This window comes from Prescottella sp. D32 (assembly GCF_037287305.1).
GTDB lineage: Bacteria > Actinomycetota > Actinomycetes > Mycobacteriales > Mycobacteriaceae > Prescottella > Prescottella equi.
This window is the reverse complement of record NZ_JARBSW010000002.1, coordinates 126895-143438: the sequence shown is the minus strand read 5'-3', so window position 1 is coordinate 143438 and position 16544 is coordinate 126895. Positions and strand designations below refer to the sequence as shown.

The following is a 16544-nucleotide window of genomic DNA, read 5'->3' as shown; positions in this document are numbered from 1 at the left end:
CCCCAGGTGGACCTGACACTGACGTTCGTCGGCAACGCGACGGTGCTGCTGCGATACGGCGATCTGACGGTGCTGACCGATCCGAACTTCCTGCACCGCGGACAGCACGCGTATCTCGGGTACGGGCTCGTCTCGGCGCGCCGCCACGATCCGGCGATCGACGTGCGGGACCTGCCGCCCCTCGACGCGATCGTGCTCTCCCACCTGCACGGTGACCACTGGGACCGGGTCGCGCAGCGGCACCTCGACCGGGATCTGCCGGTGCTGACGACGCCGCACGCCGCGAAGAGACTGCACCGCAGAGGATTCTCGCGGGCGACGGGGTTGCAGACCTGGCAGCGGCACACGCTCACGACGGGTGGCGCCCAGGTGGTGGTGACGGCGGCGCCGGGGGAGCACGCGCCGGTGGTGGCGCGCCGCCTACTGCCGCCGGTGATGGGCAGCATCCTCGAGTTCGGTCCGCTCGGCGGCCCGGTGGAGCGCCGGCTGTACATCTCGGGTGACACGCTGATCGTCGATGCGCTGCAGGAGATTCCCCGCCGGCACCCGGATCTGGATGTCGGCGTCGTGCATCTCGGTGGGACCCGGCTGCCGGCCGGTGACCGGCTGCCGTTCGGGCTGACCGTGACGATGGACGGCCGCCAGGGCGCCGACCTGGTGGAGTTGCTCTCCCTACCGAAGGTGGTGCCCGTGCACTTCGACGACTACACGGTCTTCGCCTCGCCGCTCTCGGACTTTCGCGACGAGGTGACGCGGCGCGGCCTCGGTGACCGCATCGTGTACGTCGATCGCGGGGAGACGGTGACGCTGTAGCGTCGGTGCCTCTCGACGTCGGCGCCTCCCGCCGCAGGAACGGTTCAGTCCTTGCGGTGTGGCAGGAACTCCTGGGCCTTCGTCTTGATGCCCGTCTTCACGAGGCCCCACGCGTTCTCGTCGCCGCCCAGGACGGCGGCGGTCGCGTCCTTGAACTGCTCCCACGTCGCGTGGGGCGGGATCGGCGGCATGTCAGGATCGGTGTGGACGTCGAGGACGGTGGGCCGGTCCGCGGACAGGGCGCGCTCCCACGCGCCGGCGAGGGCGTCGGGGTCGTCGACGGTGATGCCTTGCAGTCCCAGGCTCGCGGCGAAGGCGGCGTAGTCGACGTCCGGGAGGCTCTGCGACTCGGTGAACTTCGGTGCGCCGCCCATGGCCCGCATCTCCCACGTCACCTGGTTGAGGTCGTTGTTGTGCAGGACGGCGACGATCAGGCGCGGGTCCGACCACTCCTGCCAGTACCGCTTGACCGTGATCAGCTCGGCCATACCGTTCATCTGCATGGCGCCGTCGCCGGCGAACACGATCGCCGGCCGGACGGGGTGGGCGAACTTCGCGCCGATGCCGTACGGGACGCCGGGACCCATCGTCGCCAGCGTCCCCGACAGCGAACCCCGAATGTCGCCGCGGAAACGGAGTTGGCGCGCATACCAGTTGGCGGCCGATCCGGAATCGGCGGTGACGATCGCGTCGTCGGGCAGGCTCGGGGAGAGCTCGGAGAACAATCGCAGCGGATTGACCGGGTCGGCCGTTACCCGGGCCTGCATGTCCATCGTCTCCCACCAGCGGGCGACGTCGGCCTCGATGCCCTCGCGCCACGACCGGTCCTGTTTGCGCTCGAGCTGCGGGATCAGTGCTCGCAGCGCGGCCCGGGCGTCCGCCACCAGGTTGACCTCGTACGGGTACCGCATGCCGACGAACCGGGCGTCGATGTCGATCTGTACTCCGCGCGCCTGTCCGTAATCGGGCATGAACTGGCTGTAGGGGAAGCTCGACCCCACGGTGAGCAGCGTGTCGCAGCCGGTCATCATCTCGTAGCTCGGCCGGGTGCCGAGCAGGCCGATGGATCCGGTGACCCAGGGCAGCTCGTCGGACAGCACGTCCTTGCCCAGCAGGGCCTTCGCGGCGCCCGCACCGAGCAGGTCGGCCGCCTCGGCGAGTTCGGCGTCCGCCCCCCGGGCCCCGGCGCCGACCAGCATCGCGACCTTGGAGCCGGCGTTGAGGATGTCGGCGGCCCGCCGGACGGCGTCGTCGTCCGGGGCGATCTGCGGAAGGTCGAGACCGAGGCTGGACGGCACCATCTTGAAGGCGTGGGTAGGTGGCGAGTACGGCAACTCCTGCACGTCGGCGGGGATGATGAGGGCCGTCGGCGCACGCTGCGAGAGCGCGGTGCGGATCGCGCGGTCGAGGACGTTGGGCAGCTGCTCGGGCACGTTCACGGTCTGCACGTAGTCGGCGGCCACGTCCTTGTACAGGCTCGCCAGGTCCACCTCCTGCTGATAGGAGCCGCCCATCGCGCTCCGGTTGGTCTGCCCGACGATCGCTACCACGGGAACGTGGTCCAGCTTGGCGTCGTAGAGGCCGTTGAGCAGGTGGATCGCGCCCGGGCCGGACGTCGCCATACACACCCCGACCCGGCCGGAGAACTTCGCGTATCCGACGGCTTCGAAGGCGCACATCTCCTCGTGCCTGGCCTGCACGAACCTGGGGTGGTTGTCGGCTCGACCCCACGCGGCGAGGATCCCGTTGATGCCGTCGCCCGCGTACGCGAACACGTGCTCGACGTTCCACGCCCGTAGGCGCTCGAGCAGATAGTCCGCGACGTTCCGGTCGGCCATGGCGCCTCCTCTGCACTTGCATCCGGCTACCCGCGCCGCGGGGGAGGCAAACGAGCGGCGGGTTCGCAGCGGAGCCGCCGGGCTTCATAGGTCACCCTTACCTGACTGCGTCGGCGCGCGCGCTTCATACTGGACCTTCCGGAAGTTCGTCGGGCGCGAGCCCGGCATCCGGCTCACCGAGGCGCCCGAGCGCCCGTGTCAGAAAGGCAGGGAGAGCAGCAGTGACCTACACGATTGCCGAACCGTGCGTCGATGTGATGGACAAGGCATGTATCGAGGAGTGCCCGGTCGACTGCATCTACGAGGGTGGTCGCATGCTCTACATCCATCCGGACGAGTGCGTGGACTGCGGTGCGTGTGAGCCGGTCTGCCCCGTCGAGGCCATCTTCTACGAGGACGACGTTCCGGATCAGTGGAACGGCTACGTCGCCGCCAACGTCGACTTCTTCGACGATCTGGGTTCGCCGGGCGGTGCGGCGAAGCTCGGCAAGGTCGACTTCGACCCGCCGTTCATCAAGGCGCTGCCCCCCATGGGCGAAGAGTAGGTAGGGGTTCCGGCGTTGCCTCGCATTCCCGTGGCCCAGACCCTGCCCGATTTTCCGTGGGACTCCCTCGCGTCCGCGAAGGAGAAGGCCCAGTCCCATCCCGACGGGATCGTCAACCTGTCGGTGGGAACTCCGGTCGATCCGGTTGCCCCGGGCATCCGGGACGCCTTGGCGTCGGCGTCGGCTGAGCCCGGCTATCCGACGACGCACGGGACCGACGCGCTGCGCGAGGCGACGTCGGCGTCCCTGGCCCGCCGCTACGGCATGACGGGCGTCGATCCCGCGGCGATCCTGCCGGTGATCGGCACCAAGGAAGTCATCGCGTGGCTGCCGAGCCTCCTCGGTCTCGGCGCCGACGACCTGGTCGTGATCCCCGAGGTTGCGTATCCCACGTACGAGGTGGGTGCGTTGCTCGCCGGTGCCCGGGTGCTGCGCGCCGACGGGACCGCGCAGTTGGGGCCGGAGAAGCCGGCGTTGATCTTCGTGAACTCGCCGTCGAATCCCACCGGCAAGGTCCTCGGCGTGGAGCATTTGCGGAAGGTGGTCGACTTCGCGCGTGAGCGCGGCGCCATCGTCGCGTCCGACGAGTGCTACCTGGGCCTGACCTGGGAGGGTGAAGCCGTCTCGATCCTCGACCCGAGGGTGTGCGGCGGCGACCACACCGGGCTGATCGCGATCCATTCGCTGTCGAAGACGTCGAATCTGGCCAGCTACCGGGCCGGCTTCGTCGCGGGCGATCCGGCGCTCGTCGCCGAACTGCTCGAGGTGCGCAAGCACGCGGGCATGATGATGCCGACGCCGATCCAGGCGGCGATGGCGGCCGCGCTCACCGACGACGACCAGGAGAAGGAGCAGCGCGAGCGGTACCGCCGCCGCCGTGACGTCCTGCTGGCCGCCGTGCGCGGTGCCGGTTTCACCGTCGACGACTCGGAGGCCGGCCTGTACCTGTGGGCCACCCGCGGCGAGAACTGCCGCACCACGGTCGACTGGTTCGCAGAGCGCGGCATCCTGGTCGCGCCGGGCGACTTCTACGGACCGCGCGGCGCCGCGCACGTCCGGATCGCCCTGACGGCCACCGACGAGCGGATCGAGGCGGCCGCAGCGCGCCTGTCCTGATCTCATCTTCGGGTACCCGGGTTCCCGCGTTTCGCGCACTTGTCGCGCGCGTGGGGCCCGGGTTCTCGCGTTTTGCGCACTTATCGCGGGGAGAGGGCACTCGATCTGACGCTTCGCGCACTTGTTGCGGGGCGCGGGAGGCGGTGGCGGGCGTAGCCTGAGCTTGGTTGCAGTCACTTGGCTACTGGCTGAGGAGGGCAGCATGGATGCCGTCACGGACGTTCCGGCGCCGTACAACGAGCCGGTCCACTCCTACGCGCCGGGCAGTCCCGAGCGCGACCGACTGACGAGGGCGCTGGCGGAGCACACCTCGACCGTTGTCGACATCCCGCACGTCATCGGCGGCGAGCACCGTCACGGCAGCGGTGAACCGAGGGAAGTGGTTCAACCGCATCGGCATTCCGCCGTCCTCGGCACCTACTCGAATGCGACGTACGACGACGCGTCCGCGGCCATCGAGGCGGCGACCGCGGCGGCGCCGGCGTGGCGCGAGCTCCCGTTCGACGAGCGGGCCGCGGTGCTGTTGCGGGCGGCGGATCTGCTGTCCGGGCCGTGGCGGGAGAAGATCGCGGCGGCGACGATGCTGGGGCAGTCCAAGTCCGTCCAGCAGGCCGAGATCGATGCGCCGTGCGAACTGGTCGACTTCTGGCGGTTCAACGTCCACTTCGCCCGTGGCATCCTGGCCGAGCAACCGACGTCGTCGCCCGGGGTGTGGAATCGGCTCGAATACCGCCCGCTCGAGGGTTTCGTCTACGCCATCACGCCGTTCAATTTCACCGCGATCGCCGGGAACCTGCCGACCGCTCCCGCGCTGATGGGTAACACGGTGGTCTGGAAGCCGTCGCCCACCCAGACGCTCGCCGCGTACTGGACGTTGCGCCTGCTCGAGGCCGCCGGCCTGCCACCGGGCGTGATCAACCTGCTCACCGGCGACGGTCTCGCCGTTTCCGATGTGGCGCTGCGTGATCCACGGCTGGCCGGGATCCACTTCACCGGTTCCACCACGACGTTCCGCCACCTGTGGGGCGAGGTGGGCGCGAACATCGCCGACTATCGCAGCTATCCGCGCCTGGTGGGGGAGACGGGCGGCAAGGACTTCGTGGTGGCGCACCCGTCCGCCGATCCGGCGGTGCTGTCCACGGCACTGATCCGCGGGGCGTTCGAGTACCAGGGCCAGAAGTGCTCGGCGGCGTCGCGCGCCTACATTCCGCGATCGGTGTGGTCGCGGATGCAGGACCAGTTCCTCGCCGAGGTCGACGCCCTCTCCTACGGCGACGTCACCGATCTGGAGAACTTCGGCGGTGCGCTGATCGACCGGCGCGCCTACGACAAGAGCGTCGCGGCGATCGAGCGGGCGCGCGGCGCCGACGGAGTGCGGATCGCCGTGGGCGGCAAGTACGACGACAGTGTGGGGTACTTCGTCCGGCCGACGGTCCTCACGGTGGACGATCCGCGCGACGAGGCGCTCGTGAAGGAGTACTTCGGTCCGATTCTGTCGATCCACGTCTACGACGACTCCGCCCCGCAGGCGTTCGACGACGTGCTCACCGCGGTGGACACGACAGCGGCGTACGCGTTGACCGGCGCCGTGGTGGCCACGGACCGCGCGGCGATCGAACGAGCCTCGGCGGCATTGCGGTACGCGGCGGGGAACTTCTACGTCAACGACAAACCGACCGGCGCGGTAGTGGGTCAGCAACCGTTCGGCGGGGCGCGGGCGTCGGGTACCAACGACAAGGCCGGCTCGCCGCTCAACCTGCTGCGGTGGGTATCGCCGCGCACGATCAAGGAGACCTTCGTCCCGCCCACCGATCATCGCTACCCGCACATGGGGTCGGGGCACGGCCGATGACGCCGGGCGTCCTGTCGAATCCGCTGCGGCCGGCGATCCTGGCCGCAGCGCGCTCGTCGAGGGTGAAGAGTGCGATCACCCGGGCGCCGGTCACCAAGTCGATCGTGCGCCGTTTCGTGGCGGGGGAGTCGCTCGCCGACGCGATGGCCGCGACGTCGACGCTGCTGGTCGCGGGCCGATCGGTGAGCATCGACCACCTCGGCGAGGACACCCTCGACGTCGAGCAGGCCCGGAACACCGTCGTCGCGTATCTCGAACTGCTCGCCGAGCTCGCGCGCCTGCCCCAGGCCGCGGCGACCGGAGTGCGGACGCTCGAGGTGTCGATGAAGCTGTCCGCACTGGGCCAGGGGCTGCCGGGCGACGGCGACAAGATCGCGCTCGACCACGCGCGGACCATCTGCGCGGCCGCCCACGAGCACGGGGTGTGGGTGACCGTCGACGCCGAGGACCACACCCGCACCGACTCCACGCTGGCGATCGTGCGGGAATTGCGGGCCGACTTCCCGTGGCTCGGGACGGTGCTGCAGGCATATCTGCGGCGGACCGAGGGCGACTGCCGCGACCTTGCGGGCGCCGGATCGCGGATCCGGCTGTGCAAGGGCGCTTACCGCGAACCGGAGTCGGTGGCGTACCGGTCGCGGGCCGACGTCGACGCGTCGTACCGGCGGTGCCTTCGGGTCCTCATGGCAGGTGACGGTTACCCGATGGTGGCCACCCACGACCCGGCGATGATCGCCTCGGTGGATCGCCTGATCACCGAAACCGGGCGGGGAACAGACGATTTCGAACATCAGATGCTGTTCGGGATCCGCGACCTCGAGCAGGCCCGATTGGTGGACGCGGGGCGTCGGGTCCGGGTCTACGTGCCGTACGGCGCGCAGTGGTACGGGTACTTCATGCGGCGGTTGGCGGAGCGGCCGTCGAACCTTCGGTTCTTCCTGCGTTCGACGCTCTCCCGGGGCTGACGCGCGATGTGAGACAGTGAGCGTCGTGCTGCTCAGTTCGCTCAATCCCCTCGCCGTCGCGCGCGGCGACGACATGCCCGACGCCGTCCGAATCGGCGACACCGTACTCTCGCGCACCGACATCCTCGGGGCGGCCGGCGCGTTGGCCAAGCGCATCGCCGGCGCCCGGGTGGTGGCGGTGCTGGCCGAGCCCACGCCCGCGACGGTGATCGCCGTCGTCGGCTGCCTGCTCGCGGGGGTCACGGTGGTTCCGGTTCCGCCGGATTCGGGTCCGGCCGAGCTCGAACACATCCTTTCCGACTCCGGGGCGCAGGGGTGGCTGGGCCGGGCTCCGGAGGGATCCGCGCTGCCGGTGGTGCCGGTGCGCGTGCACGCCCGCGACTGGCACAGCCATCCCGAACCGCACCCGTCGTCCACCGCGTTCGTGCTGTACACGTCGGGCACGACGGGTCCGCCGAAGGGCGTGCTGCTCAGCCGGCGCGCGATCGCCGCCGGGATCGACGCACTCGCCGAGGCGTGGGACTGGACGTCGAAGGATGTTCTGGTGCACGGTCTTCCGCTGTTCCACGTGCACGGGCTGATCCTCGGTGTCCTCGGCCCGCTGCGGGTGGGCAGCCGGCTGGTCCACACCGTCAAACCGACGCCGCAGGCGTATGCGGACGCCGCGCGGGCCGGTGGATCGCTGTTCTTCGGGGTGCCCACCGTGTGGTCCCGAATCGTGGAGGACGAGGCGTCGGCCCGTGCCCTGAGCGGTGCGCGGCTGCTGGTGTCGGGCAGTGCGCCGCTGCCGGTCCCGGTGTTCGAGCGGTTGCGCGCGCTCACCGGGCTCACCCCGATCGAGCGCTACGGCATGAGCGAGACCATGCTGACGATCAGCACCCGCGTCGACGGCGAACGCCGACCCGGCTGGGTGGGCGTGCCGGTGAGCGGCGTCGAGACCCGGCTGCGCGACGAGCACGGCGGGGAGGTGCCGCACGACGGCGAGAGCATCGGCGGCCTGCAGGTCCGCGGGGCGACGCTGTTCGACGGCTACCTGAATCGGCCCGACGCCACCGCCGAGTCGTGGACGGAGGACGGCTGGTTCAAGACCGGCGACGTCGCGGTCATCGACGCCGGCGGCTTCCACCGCATCGTCGGCCGTGAGTCCACCGACCTCATCAAGTCCGGCGGCTACCGCATCGGTGCCGGGGAGGTGGAGACTGCGCTGCTCGGGCACCCGGGCGTCAAGGAGGCCGCCGTCGTCGGACTGCCCGACGCCGACCTGGGCCAGCGCATCGTCGCGTTCGTCGTCGGCGACGGACTCGACGAGCAGGCGCTGATCGACCACGTCGCATCGCAGCTCTCGGTGCACAAGCGCCCGCGCGAGGTCCGCCTGGTCGAGTCGCTGCCGCGCAACGCGATGGGCAAGGTGCAGAAGAAGCTCCTGTAGGCGCTGCGCGCCCGTGCGCCTTTTTGGTAGTTGGGGGCACCGGAAAGGCGCACGGGTGGCGAAGCCGCCGGTTCCGGAATCGGGGCGAGGTCGAGTTGGCACGGGGGCCGGTCCCGGCCTGACGGGCGGCCGGGGGGGAGACAGGTGCCGCTACGCATCGGCGCCTGCCCCTCGCCCCGCTTCCCGGCGATCCGGCAGTCAGGCGTCGTATTTGTAGAAGCCCTCACCCGACGCGACGCCGAGCTTGCCCTTGTCGATGTAGTTCTCCTTGAGCCACACCGCCAGCTTCTGCGCGTCCTCGTCACCGTGCGACATGATGTTGTACGGCGTCGTGAGGCCGATGATGTCGAATATCTGGAACGGACCGAGGGGCGCGCCGGTCGCGATCTTCCAGGTCTTGTCGACGTCCTCCGGTTGCGCGTAGCCGCCGGCGGCGAGGGCGGCGGCCGAGTTGAGGAACGGCACCAGCAGCGAGTTCAGGACGTAGCCCGACTTCTCCTTGTGCAGTTCGATCGGGACCATGCCGATCTCGGTGGCGAACTCGACGACGGTGCGGAACACCTCGGGATCGGTCCGCTCCGTGCCCATCACTTCCGCGGTGTTGAACCGCCACACCCGGTTCGCGAAGTGCAGCGCGAGGAAGCGGTCGGGACGGCCGGTGGCCTCGGCGAGGTCGCTCGGCAACAGCGTCGACGAGTTCGTCGCGAAGATGGTCCGCTCCGGCGCGGCGGCACCGATTCTGCGGTACGTGTCCTGCTTGAGGGACAGGATCTCCGGGATCGCCTCGATGACCAGATCGGCGTCGGCCACGGCCGCGTCCAGATCGGACGTCAGCGTCAGCCGGTCCAGGGTGGCGGCGGCGCTGCCGTCGTCGGCGCCGGGAACCTCCTGCCGATAGGTGTCGACCAGGCCGGCGAAGCGACCGCGCGCGGCGTCGAGTGCCTTGTCGTCGATGTCGTACGAGGTGACGTCGAATCCCTTGAAAGCCGTCTGGAAGGCGATCTGGGAACCCAGAACTCCCGCGCCCAGTACGGTGACCTTCCGAATGTCCGTCATGAAACCTCCAGGCTCTCGTGCGGCCGAATCGGGCGCCGGCCGGTTCCCTTCGACCCTATCCCCGCCGACCGGGGGCGGGCGTACCGTCGGGGTATGAGCGCTGTCACGAGCACCCGAATCGTCCTCGCGTCACGACCGCACGGAGAACCGACTGCGGACAACTTCCGCACGGAGACAGTCGAATTGCCCGACCTGTCCGATGGCCAGGTGCTCTTGCGCACCGTCTATCTGTCGCTGGACCCGTACATGCGGGGCCGGATGAGCGCCGCCGAGTCCTACGCCGATCCCGTCGAGGTGGGCGACGTCATGGTAGGTGGGACGGTCTCCCGGGTTATCGAGTCACGGAACCCGCGCATCGCCGCCGGCACCTACGTCCTCGGATACACCGGGTGGCAGACGCACGCCGTGGTCGACGGTGACACCGTCCGGCCCCTCGACCCGGACCGTGCCCCGCTGTCCACCGCGCTCGGGGTGCTCGGAATGCCCGGATTCACGGCGTACTCGGGGCTGCTGAAGATCGGCCGCCCGCAGGCCGGGGAGACCGTCGTGGTGGCGGCCGCGGCCGGGCCGGTGGGCTCTGCGGTCGGGCAGATCGCGCAGATCCACGGCGCCCGTGCCGTCGGCATCGCCGGCGGCCCCGACAAGTGCGCGTACGTGCGCGACGAACTCGGGTTCGACGCCGCCGTCGACCACCGGGCAACGGATTTCGCCGACCGGTTGCGTGCCGCGGTTCCGGGCGGCGTGGACGTCTACTTCGAGAACGTCGGCGGGCCGGTCACCGCGGCAGTCCTGCCGCTGCTCAACCTCTACGCCCGGATCCCGGTGTGCGGGTTGGTCTCCCAGTACAATGCTGCGACCACTCCGGAGGGGCCGGACCGGTTGCCGGCGTTCATGGGGCTCGTGCTCACGAAGAGTCTGACGGTGCGCGGGTTCATCCAGTCCGAGTTCGTCGCGGAGATGTACGCGGATTTCGAACGCGACGCCTCCCGGTGGATCGCCGAAGGTCGGCTGAAGTACCGGGAGGACGTCGTGCACGGACTGGACAATGCGCCGTCGGCGTTCCTGGGGATGTTGCACGGCAAGAACTTCGGCAAACTGGTGGTTCGCGTCGGACCGGAGGAGTGAGCGTCAGGCTGTGACACCCACCGGCTTGTCGCCCACGATCGAGATCCGGTCCATCACCCGACGTGCGGGGAAGTAGTCACTCGACGCGTAGTGCTGGCAGGTGCGGTTGTCCCAGAACGCGATCGTGTCGGGGCTCCAGTGCAGCCGCACCTGGAACTCCGGACGCTGGACGTGCCGGTAGAGCGCGCGCAGGATCTCGTTCGATTCCTCCTCGGACACGCCGACGATGCGTTGTGTGAACACGGAATTGACGAACAGCACGCGGCGTCCGGTCTCGGGGATGACGCGGACCACGGGGTGGACCACGGGCGGGAAGACCGGACGGAGCATCTCGACGGTCTCGGCCGGCATCCCGCGGCCGAACGAGTTGATCCAATCGTGCTCGGCCTCGAGATGGTCGATGCGCGCGCGGAGATCCTCCGGGAGCAGATCGTATGCGGCGCCCGTGTCGGCCCATAGGGTGTCCCCACCCACGTCCGGTACCTCGACGCCGCGCAGGACCGCTGCGAACGAAGGAAATTCGTGCCACGTCACGTCGTTGTGCCACATGTTCTCGACACCGGCGGCCATCGCGTCCTTGGCCAGGGTCGCGACGTCCGCATCGCTCTGGCCGGGCTGGGTGTACTTGAAGAAGGGGTGCTGCTCGAGTTCGCCCCAGCGGGCGGCGAATGCACGATGATCGGCACGGTCGATGTCCTGGTCACGGAAGAACAGGACCTTCCACTCGAGCAGTGCGCGTCGCAGTTCCGCGAGCACGTCGTCGGAGAGGTCGCCGGTCAGCCGGATCCCGGACACCTCGGCGCCGATGGTCGGGGTCTTCGGTGTGAGCGAGAACAATTCGTAGGGTCGGTCGTCGGCGCTCTCGGTGGTGCGTCGTGCGACGAGCGGGCCGACTGCGTACAGGGGGTCCGTCGGACGCGGTTCGATGAAGGTCCGGAAGATGTCGGGATTTGCGGAAGCGGTCATAGCGAAACTCCTTGGGGATCGGTGTGTTCCGTCGAATCTGGAGTGCTGTGTGGAACGGATGTGGGGGCCTCGAGCACCGCGACGCACGTGTCGACCAGATCCGCGACGATCGCGGCGGTCTGCTGCTGCGTGCGGTCGCGGCCCTCGTGTGCTGCAAGAGTGGTCATTCCGAGCGTGACGACGGTGTCCGCGCGCCACTTCGCGATGTCACCGCGTGTCGGGCAGAGATCGATCAGCATGTGGTGCACTCGCCGGTAGGTCTCGGCCCGCAGGTGCTTCTGGATCATGTCCGCGAGCGCGGGGTCGAACAGGGCCTGGACGAGGAAGCGCGCGTACCGGCTCCCGGGTCGGCCGAGCGTCTCCGCCGCCAGCGGGCGGACGAGCGCCTCGACGGCCTGCCGAACCGTCGGCGGGCCCCCGAGCCGCCCGATCTCGTCCAGCAGTTCCTGCCGTCGTGCGTTGACCGGCGTCATGCGGAGTTCGACGAGCGCCTCGATGAGGCCGTCGCGAGAACCGAAGTGGTACTTGGCGGCCGACTTGTTGGCCTGATTGGCCGCGAGCTGGACGTCCTTGAGTGTGAGTGCGGGCATACCGCGTTCGGCGACGATCCGTTCGGCAGCCACGAGCATCGCCCTGCGGGACGTGTTCTGGGTCACATCGCAGACTTTAAGGCCGAAACCTTAACGGGTCAAGCGGGCAGGGCCTCCATGGTCTCCGAGGTCCCCGAGGGCGACGCGTGGGTCTGGAACGATGGCGTCATGATCTCCGAATCCGCCGAGCGGGCGTTCTCGTCCGTGGTCGGCACCGGTATTGCTCCGCTGCTGAAGTCACACGGGTTCAGGAAGCAGAAGCTGACCTTCACCCGCGATCGCGGCGGGTTGACCGACGTCGTCAACCTCCAACGGTCGGCCGGGAACAGTCACGAGTCGATCCGCTTCTACGTCAACTGCGGCGTCTACTCGGCGGAGTTCGCCCGGGTCGTCGGACGGGTTCCGCAGGAACGCCCGAAGGAGGTCGACTGCCAGTTCCGGCGCAGGATCGAACACCTCGCACCCGGGATCGGACCACACGTCACGGTGACCGCCGACACCGACGTCTCGGCCGTCGCCGAGCAGATACGCGCCGCGCTCGTCGCCGCGCTGGACGTGCTGGGTGAGCTCGACGGCCCGGACGCCGTCGCCCGAGCCGCGGACTCCGACATCGACTTCGACGTGTTCCGGTACCGGCTGGCGTCGGGCGACGTGATCGGTGCGCGAGAGCAGTTCGCGCGGGCGCGCACCGAGTTCGGGTCGGAGGAGCGTTGGCCTCGCCTCGAGGCGCAGTTCCGGAAGGCGGAGGCCGCGTACGAGATCTCCGCGATCTAGCGGCTGTCGCGGAAGACCGGGTCCCGCTTCTCCTTGCGGGCGAGGGTGGCTTCCTCGAAGTTGTCGGTCATCAGTCGGATCATCAACTGGCCGAGTCCTTCCTGGTTCATGTGCTGCGCCATCGACGACGCGTCGAGGCTCGACCACAGGGTGCGCTTGGTGAGTTCGACGCCGGGCCGCGAGAACATGGCGATCCGCTGCGCCATGTCGAACGCCTCCTCGAGAAGATCCTCCTGCGCCACGACGCGGGACACGAGCCCGATGCGTGCGGCCTCGTCGGCGTCGACGTCGCGGCCGGTCAGCATGATCTCGAACGCCCGCGACGATCCGATCGCCCGCGGCAGCAGGTAGCTCAGTCCGAGTTCGCTCGCCGTGAGGCCGTTGTTGATCCCGGCCGCGCGGAAGTAGGCCTCGGGAGCGGCGAGCCGGATGTCCGCGGCCAGCGACAGGCACAGTCCGCCGCCGATCGCCGCGCCGTTGACCGCCGCGATCACCGGCTGGTGCATGCGGCGCAGCGTCAGGATGACGTCGTCGAGCAACTCCATCGAGCGGAGCGCGATCGTCGGTCGGGTCAGCCCCTCGATGTGGGGGATGGGGCCGGCCGATCGCTGGTCGGCGCCCGAACAGAAACCCCGGCCCGCACCGGTGATCACGACGGCCCGGACCGAGGTGTCGTTGCTGATGGCGTCGAGTGCCTCGCGGAACGGCAGCATCACGTCGAACGCCATCGCGTTCATCCGCTCCGGACGGTTGAGGGTCACCAGCGCGACGTGCTCACGCGGCCGTTCGACGAGGATGAAGCTCAAGGGAACTCCTACTGGCAGAGGGGTCGGTGTGCGCCGACCCTACGCCGCGGGAGCGCCCGATGTGCCCGTTCTTGCGGGACACCACGCTGCAACGGCACACACCTTCTGCCGGCATCACACACCTGTTCCCTGCAGAACGCGGGTGTGATGCCGACAAGGAGTGTGTGAACTCGCCCGAGGATTGCGCATGCTACAGATGCCGCGGGCTACAGCTGGGCGTCCGACTCCGCGAGAGCCGAGGACTTGCGCGCCCGGTGCCGCTGCGTGAGCAACCCGAGCGCGAGGATCACGAGGAACAGCACCGCGGTGGAGATCAGCTGTTTCCGGGCGTCCTCGTCGAACGCCATCAGCACCACGAACCCGGCCAGCAGGACCAGCGTGAGGTAGCTCAGGTAGGGGAACAGCCACATCCGGACCGTCAGCTTGCCCTCCCGCTCGAGCTTCGGGCGCAGTCGCAGGTGCGCGATGACGATGAACACCCAGATCACCAGCAGCGCCGCGCCGACGGCGTTGAGCAGGATGCCGAGCAGATCGTCCGGCAGCAGCCAGTTCAGCAGCACGCTCACGAAACCGAAGAACACCGACAGCAGCACCGCGTTGGTGGGGACGCCCGTCTTGGACAGCTTCGCGAGGGCCGCGGGCCCGTCGTTGCGCCGGGCGAGGGAGAACGCCATCCGCGAGGTGCCGTAGACGTTCGCGTTGAACGCCGACAGCAGCGCGATCACCACGACCAGTTCCATCAACCCGGAGACGTAAGGCATGTTCGCCCGCTCGAGCACGGCGACGAAGGGACCGTCCTGCAGTTCGGGATCGTTCCACGGCAGGACCAGAACCATGATGCCGATGGCGCCGATGTAGAAGACGCTGATCCGCCACATGACGGTGCGGACGGCGGTCGCGATCGATCGTTCGGGGTTCTCGGACTCGGCGGCCGCGATGGTGACGATCTCGATGCCACCGAACGCGAAGGCGACCACCAGCAGGCCCGCCGCGATACCGCTGAACCCGTTCGGCATGAACCCACCCTCACCGAGCAGGTTCGTGAATCCGACGGGATCGGTGTCCGGCAGCAGACCGAAGACCAGCAGGACGCCCACCACGAGGAAGCCGATGATGGCGGCGACCTTGAGGGCCGCGAACCAGAACTCGAACTCGCCGAAGTTGCTGACCTTCGCCAGATTGACGACGGCGAAGAAGGTGACGAACACCAGCGCGATCACCCACTGGGGTACGCCGGGCAGCCAGTCGTTGACGATCGCGGAGGCGCCGGTGATCTCGGCGCCCAGCACCATGATCAGCATGAACCAGTACAGCCAGCCCATGACGAAGCCGGCCCATTCGCCGATCCCGATGCGCGCGTAGTGCGAGAACGATCCGCTGGCGGGCAGAGCGGCGCCCATCTCGCCGAGCATGCGCATCACACACACGACGACGAAGCCGGCGATCAGATAGGAGACGAGGACCGCGGGGCCCGCTTTCGCGATCCCGACACCGGTGCCGAGGAACAGGCCGGCGCCGATGGCCGACCCCAGGCCCATCATCGTGAGATGACGGACCTTGAGGCCGTGCCCTAGTCGAACGGGAGTGTCGGTGGAGCTCACAGAATCCGAATCAGTCGTTTGCGTGCAGGGCAGCGTTCAGTTCGACGCCCGTGCCCTTCCACGGCACCACCTCGACGGCGCCGGAGACGGAATTGCGGCGGAACAGGATGTTGGACCGGCCACTGAGATCGGCCGCCTTGACGACGGTGCCGTCCGGGCCGGTGACCTTGGTGCCCGCGGTGATGTACAGACCGGCCTCGACGACGCAGTCGTTGCCGAGCGAGATGCCCAGGCCGGCGTTGGCGCCGAGCAGGCAACGCTCGCCGACGGCGATGACCTGCTTGCCGCCACCTGACAGGGTGCCCATGATCGACGCGCCGCCACCGACGTCGGAGCCGTCACCGACGACGACACCCGCCGAGATGCGGCCCTCGACCATCGAGCTGCCGAGCGTGCCGGCGTTGAAGTTCACGAAGCCCTCGTGCATGACGGTGGTGCCGCTCGCGAGGTGGGCGCCGAGGCGGACCCGGTCGGCGTCGGCGATGCGCACGCCCGACGGGACGACGTAGTCGACCATCCGGGGGAACTTGTCCACGCCGAAGACGGTGACCGCGCCGCGGATACGCAGGCGGGAGCGGACCAGCTCGAAGCCGTCGACCGCGCAGGGGCCGAAGTTGGTCCACACGACATTGGCGAGCAGGCCGAAGAGGCCGTCGAGGTTCACGCCGTGCGGCTGCACCAGACGGTGCGACAGCAGATGCAGACGCAGGTAGGCGTCGTGCGCGTCGACCGGCGGGGCCGACAGGTCGGTGATCGTGGTGCGGACCACGACCTGCTTGACCTCACGGGCCTCGTCGTGACCGGCCAGCAGCGCGAGGTCCGACGGAATGTCGGTGCCCTCGAGCGCGACGGTTCCGTTGTCCTCGTACTCGCCCAGTTCGGGGGCGGGGTACCAGGTGTCGAGGACCGTGCCCGACTCGGTCACGTTGGCGACGCCTACTGCAGATGCTCCCTGTGCACTCACGGGTGCACAGGTTACGCGAGTCGGCGGCAGGCTTCCTGCCCGGTGAGTCCGATTGTGATCATGCGCGCGTTCCGACCGGTCGGGGGCGCGGAGGCGGCAGCGCC

General features: G+C 69.1%; 15 protein-coding genes. 8 read left to right on the top strand and 7 right to left on the bottom strand.

Annotated elements, in window-relative coordinates:
* Nucleotides 1-6: 6 nt before the first annotated feature.
* Nucleotides 7-813, top strand: a complete 807-nt coding sequence (locus PSS76_RS10200) for an MBL fold metallo-hydrolase (protein ID WP_013415376.1) — start codon at nucleotides 7-9, stop codon at nucleotides 811-813.
* Nucleotides 814-857: 44 nt separating this feature from the next.
* Here the strand turns inward: PSS76_RS10200 and PSS76_RS10195 are convergent, their stop codons facing one another.
* Entirely contained in the window at nucleotides 858-2651 is a 1794-nt protein-coding gene (locus PSS76_RS10195) for a thiamine pyrophosphate-requiring protein (RefSeq protein ID WP_337456166.1), read from the bottom strand.
* 221 nt (nucleotides 2652-2872) lie between these two features.
* Here PSS76_RS10195 and fdxA point away from each other — a divergent pair, with 221 nt between their 5' ends.
* The 5 genes from fdxA to PSS76_RS10170 all read left to right on the top strand — a co-directional run bounded on the left by fdxA (nucleotide 2873) and on the right by PSS76_RS10170 (nucleotide 8558).
* Nucleotides 2873-3196: a ferredoxin gene (gene fdxA / locus PSS76_RS10190; protein WP_005514494.1), complete on the top strand. Its 324-nt coding sequence runs from the start codon at nucleotides 2873-2875 to the stop codon at nucleotides 3194-3196.
* A gap of 15 nt (nucleotides 3197-3211) precedes the next feature.
* Nucleotides 3212-4312 carry a succinyldiaminopimelate transaminase gene (dapC, locus tag PSS76_RS10185; RefSeq protein ID WP_041674040.1) on the top strand — a complete coding sequence of 367 codons (1101 nt, stop codon included), beginning with the start codon at nucleotides 3212-3214 and terminating at the stop codon, nucleotides 4310-4312.
* 202 nt (nucleotides 4313-4514) lie between these two features.
* Entirely contained in the window at nucleotides 4515-6164 is a 1650-nt protein-coding gene (gene pruA, locus PSS76_RS10180) for an L-glutamate gamma-semialdehyde dehydrogenase (protein ID WP_069856077.1), read from the top strand.
* The gene (locus PSS76_RS10175) at nucleotides 6161-7129 is read left to right on the top strand and encodes a proline dehydrogenase family protein (protein ID WP_064076035.1); all 969 of its coding nucleotides are present in this window, start codon (nucleotides 6161-6163) and stop codon (nucleotides 7127-7129) included. Before pruA ends, PSS76_RS10175 begins: the two co-directional genes overlap by 4 nt.
* A 25-nt stretch (nucleotides 7130-7154) precedes the next feature.
* Entirely contained in the window at nucleotides 7155-8558 is a 1404-nt protein-coding gene (locus tag PSS76_RS10170) for an acyl-CoA synthetase (protein WP_337456283.1), read from the top strand.
* 198 nt (nucleotides 8559-8756) lie between these two features.
* On the opposite strand, the gene PSS76_RS10165 is transcribed toward PSS76_RS10170, so the two are convergent.
* Complete coding sequence (locus tag PSS76_RS10165) at nucleotides 8757-9614, bottom strand: 3-hydroxyacyl-CoA dehydrogenase (RefSeq protein WP_069856075.1); 858 nt, start codon at nucleotides 9612-9614, stop codon at nucleotides 8757-8759.
* Between the two features lie 93 nt (nucleotides 9615-9707).
* On the opposite strand from PSS76_RS10165, the gene curA reads away from it, so the two are divergent.
* Nucleotides 9708-10739 carry an NADPH-dependent curcumin/dihydrocurcumin reductase gene (gene curA / locus PSS76_RS10160; protein ID WP_084846899.1) on the top strand — a complete coding sequence of 344 codons (1032 nt, stop codon included), beginning with the start codon at nucleotides 9708-9710 and terminating at the stop codon, nucleotides 10737-10739.
* A 3-nt stretch (nucleotides 10740-10742) separates the two neighbouring features.
* On the opposite strand, the gene PSS76_RS10155 is transcribed toward curA, so the two are convergent.
* Nucleotides 10743-11705, bottom strand: coding sequence for a TauD/TfdA dioxygenase family protein (locus PSS76_RS10155; RefSeq protein ID WP_013415383.1), 963 nt, complete (start codon nucleotides 11703-11705; stop codon nucleotides 10743-10745).
* Entirely contained in the window at nucleotides 11702-12334 is a 633-nt protein-coding gene (locus PSS76_RS10150) for a TetR/AcrR family transcriptional regulator (protein WP_044990721.1), read from the bottom strand. Before PSS76_RS10150 ends, PSS76_RS10155 begins: the two co-directional genes overlap by 4 nt.
* Nucleotides 12335-12463: 129 nt before the next feature.
* Between PSS76_RS10150 and PSS76_RS10145 the strand changes: the two genes are divergently transcribed.
* Nucleotides 12464-13069, top strand: a complete 606-nt coding sequence (locus PSS76_RS10145) for a DUF4304 domain-containing protein (RefSeq protein ID WP_231849574.1) — start codon at nucleotides 12464-12466, stop codon at nucleotides 13067-13069.
* Here PSS76_RS10145 and PSS76_RS10140 read toward each other — a convergent pair.
* The 3 genes from PSS76_RS10140 to dapD all read right to left on the bottom strand — a co-directional run bounded on the left by PSS76_RS10140 (nucleotide 13066) and on the right by dapD (nucleotide 16440).
* Entirely contained in the window at nucleotides 13066-13875 is an 810-nt protein-coding gene (locus PSS76_RS10140) for an enoyl-CoA hydratase (RefSeq protein ID WP_022594846.1), read from the bottom strand. The genes PSS76_RS10145 and PSS76_RS10140 overlap by 4 nt on opposite strands.
* A 206-nt stretch (nucleotides 13876-14081) precedes the next feature.
* A complete protein-coding gene (locus PSS76_RS10135) occupies nucleotides 14082-15476 on the bottom strand; it encodes an amino acid permease (protein ID WP_064076038.1) in 1395 nt (464 codons plus the stop codon).
* Between the two features lie 10 nt (nucleotides 15477-15486).
* Nucleotides 15487-16440 carry a 2,3,4,5-tetrahydropyridine-2,6-dicarboxylate N-succinyltransferase gene (gene dapD, locus PSS76_RS10130; protein ID WP_041674042.1) on the bottom strand — a complete coding sequence of 318 codons (954 nt, stop codon included), beginning with the start codon at nucleotides 16438-16440 and terminating at the stop codon, nucleotides 15487-15489.
* Nucleotides 16441-16544: the final 104 nt, after the last annotated feature.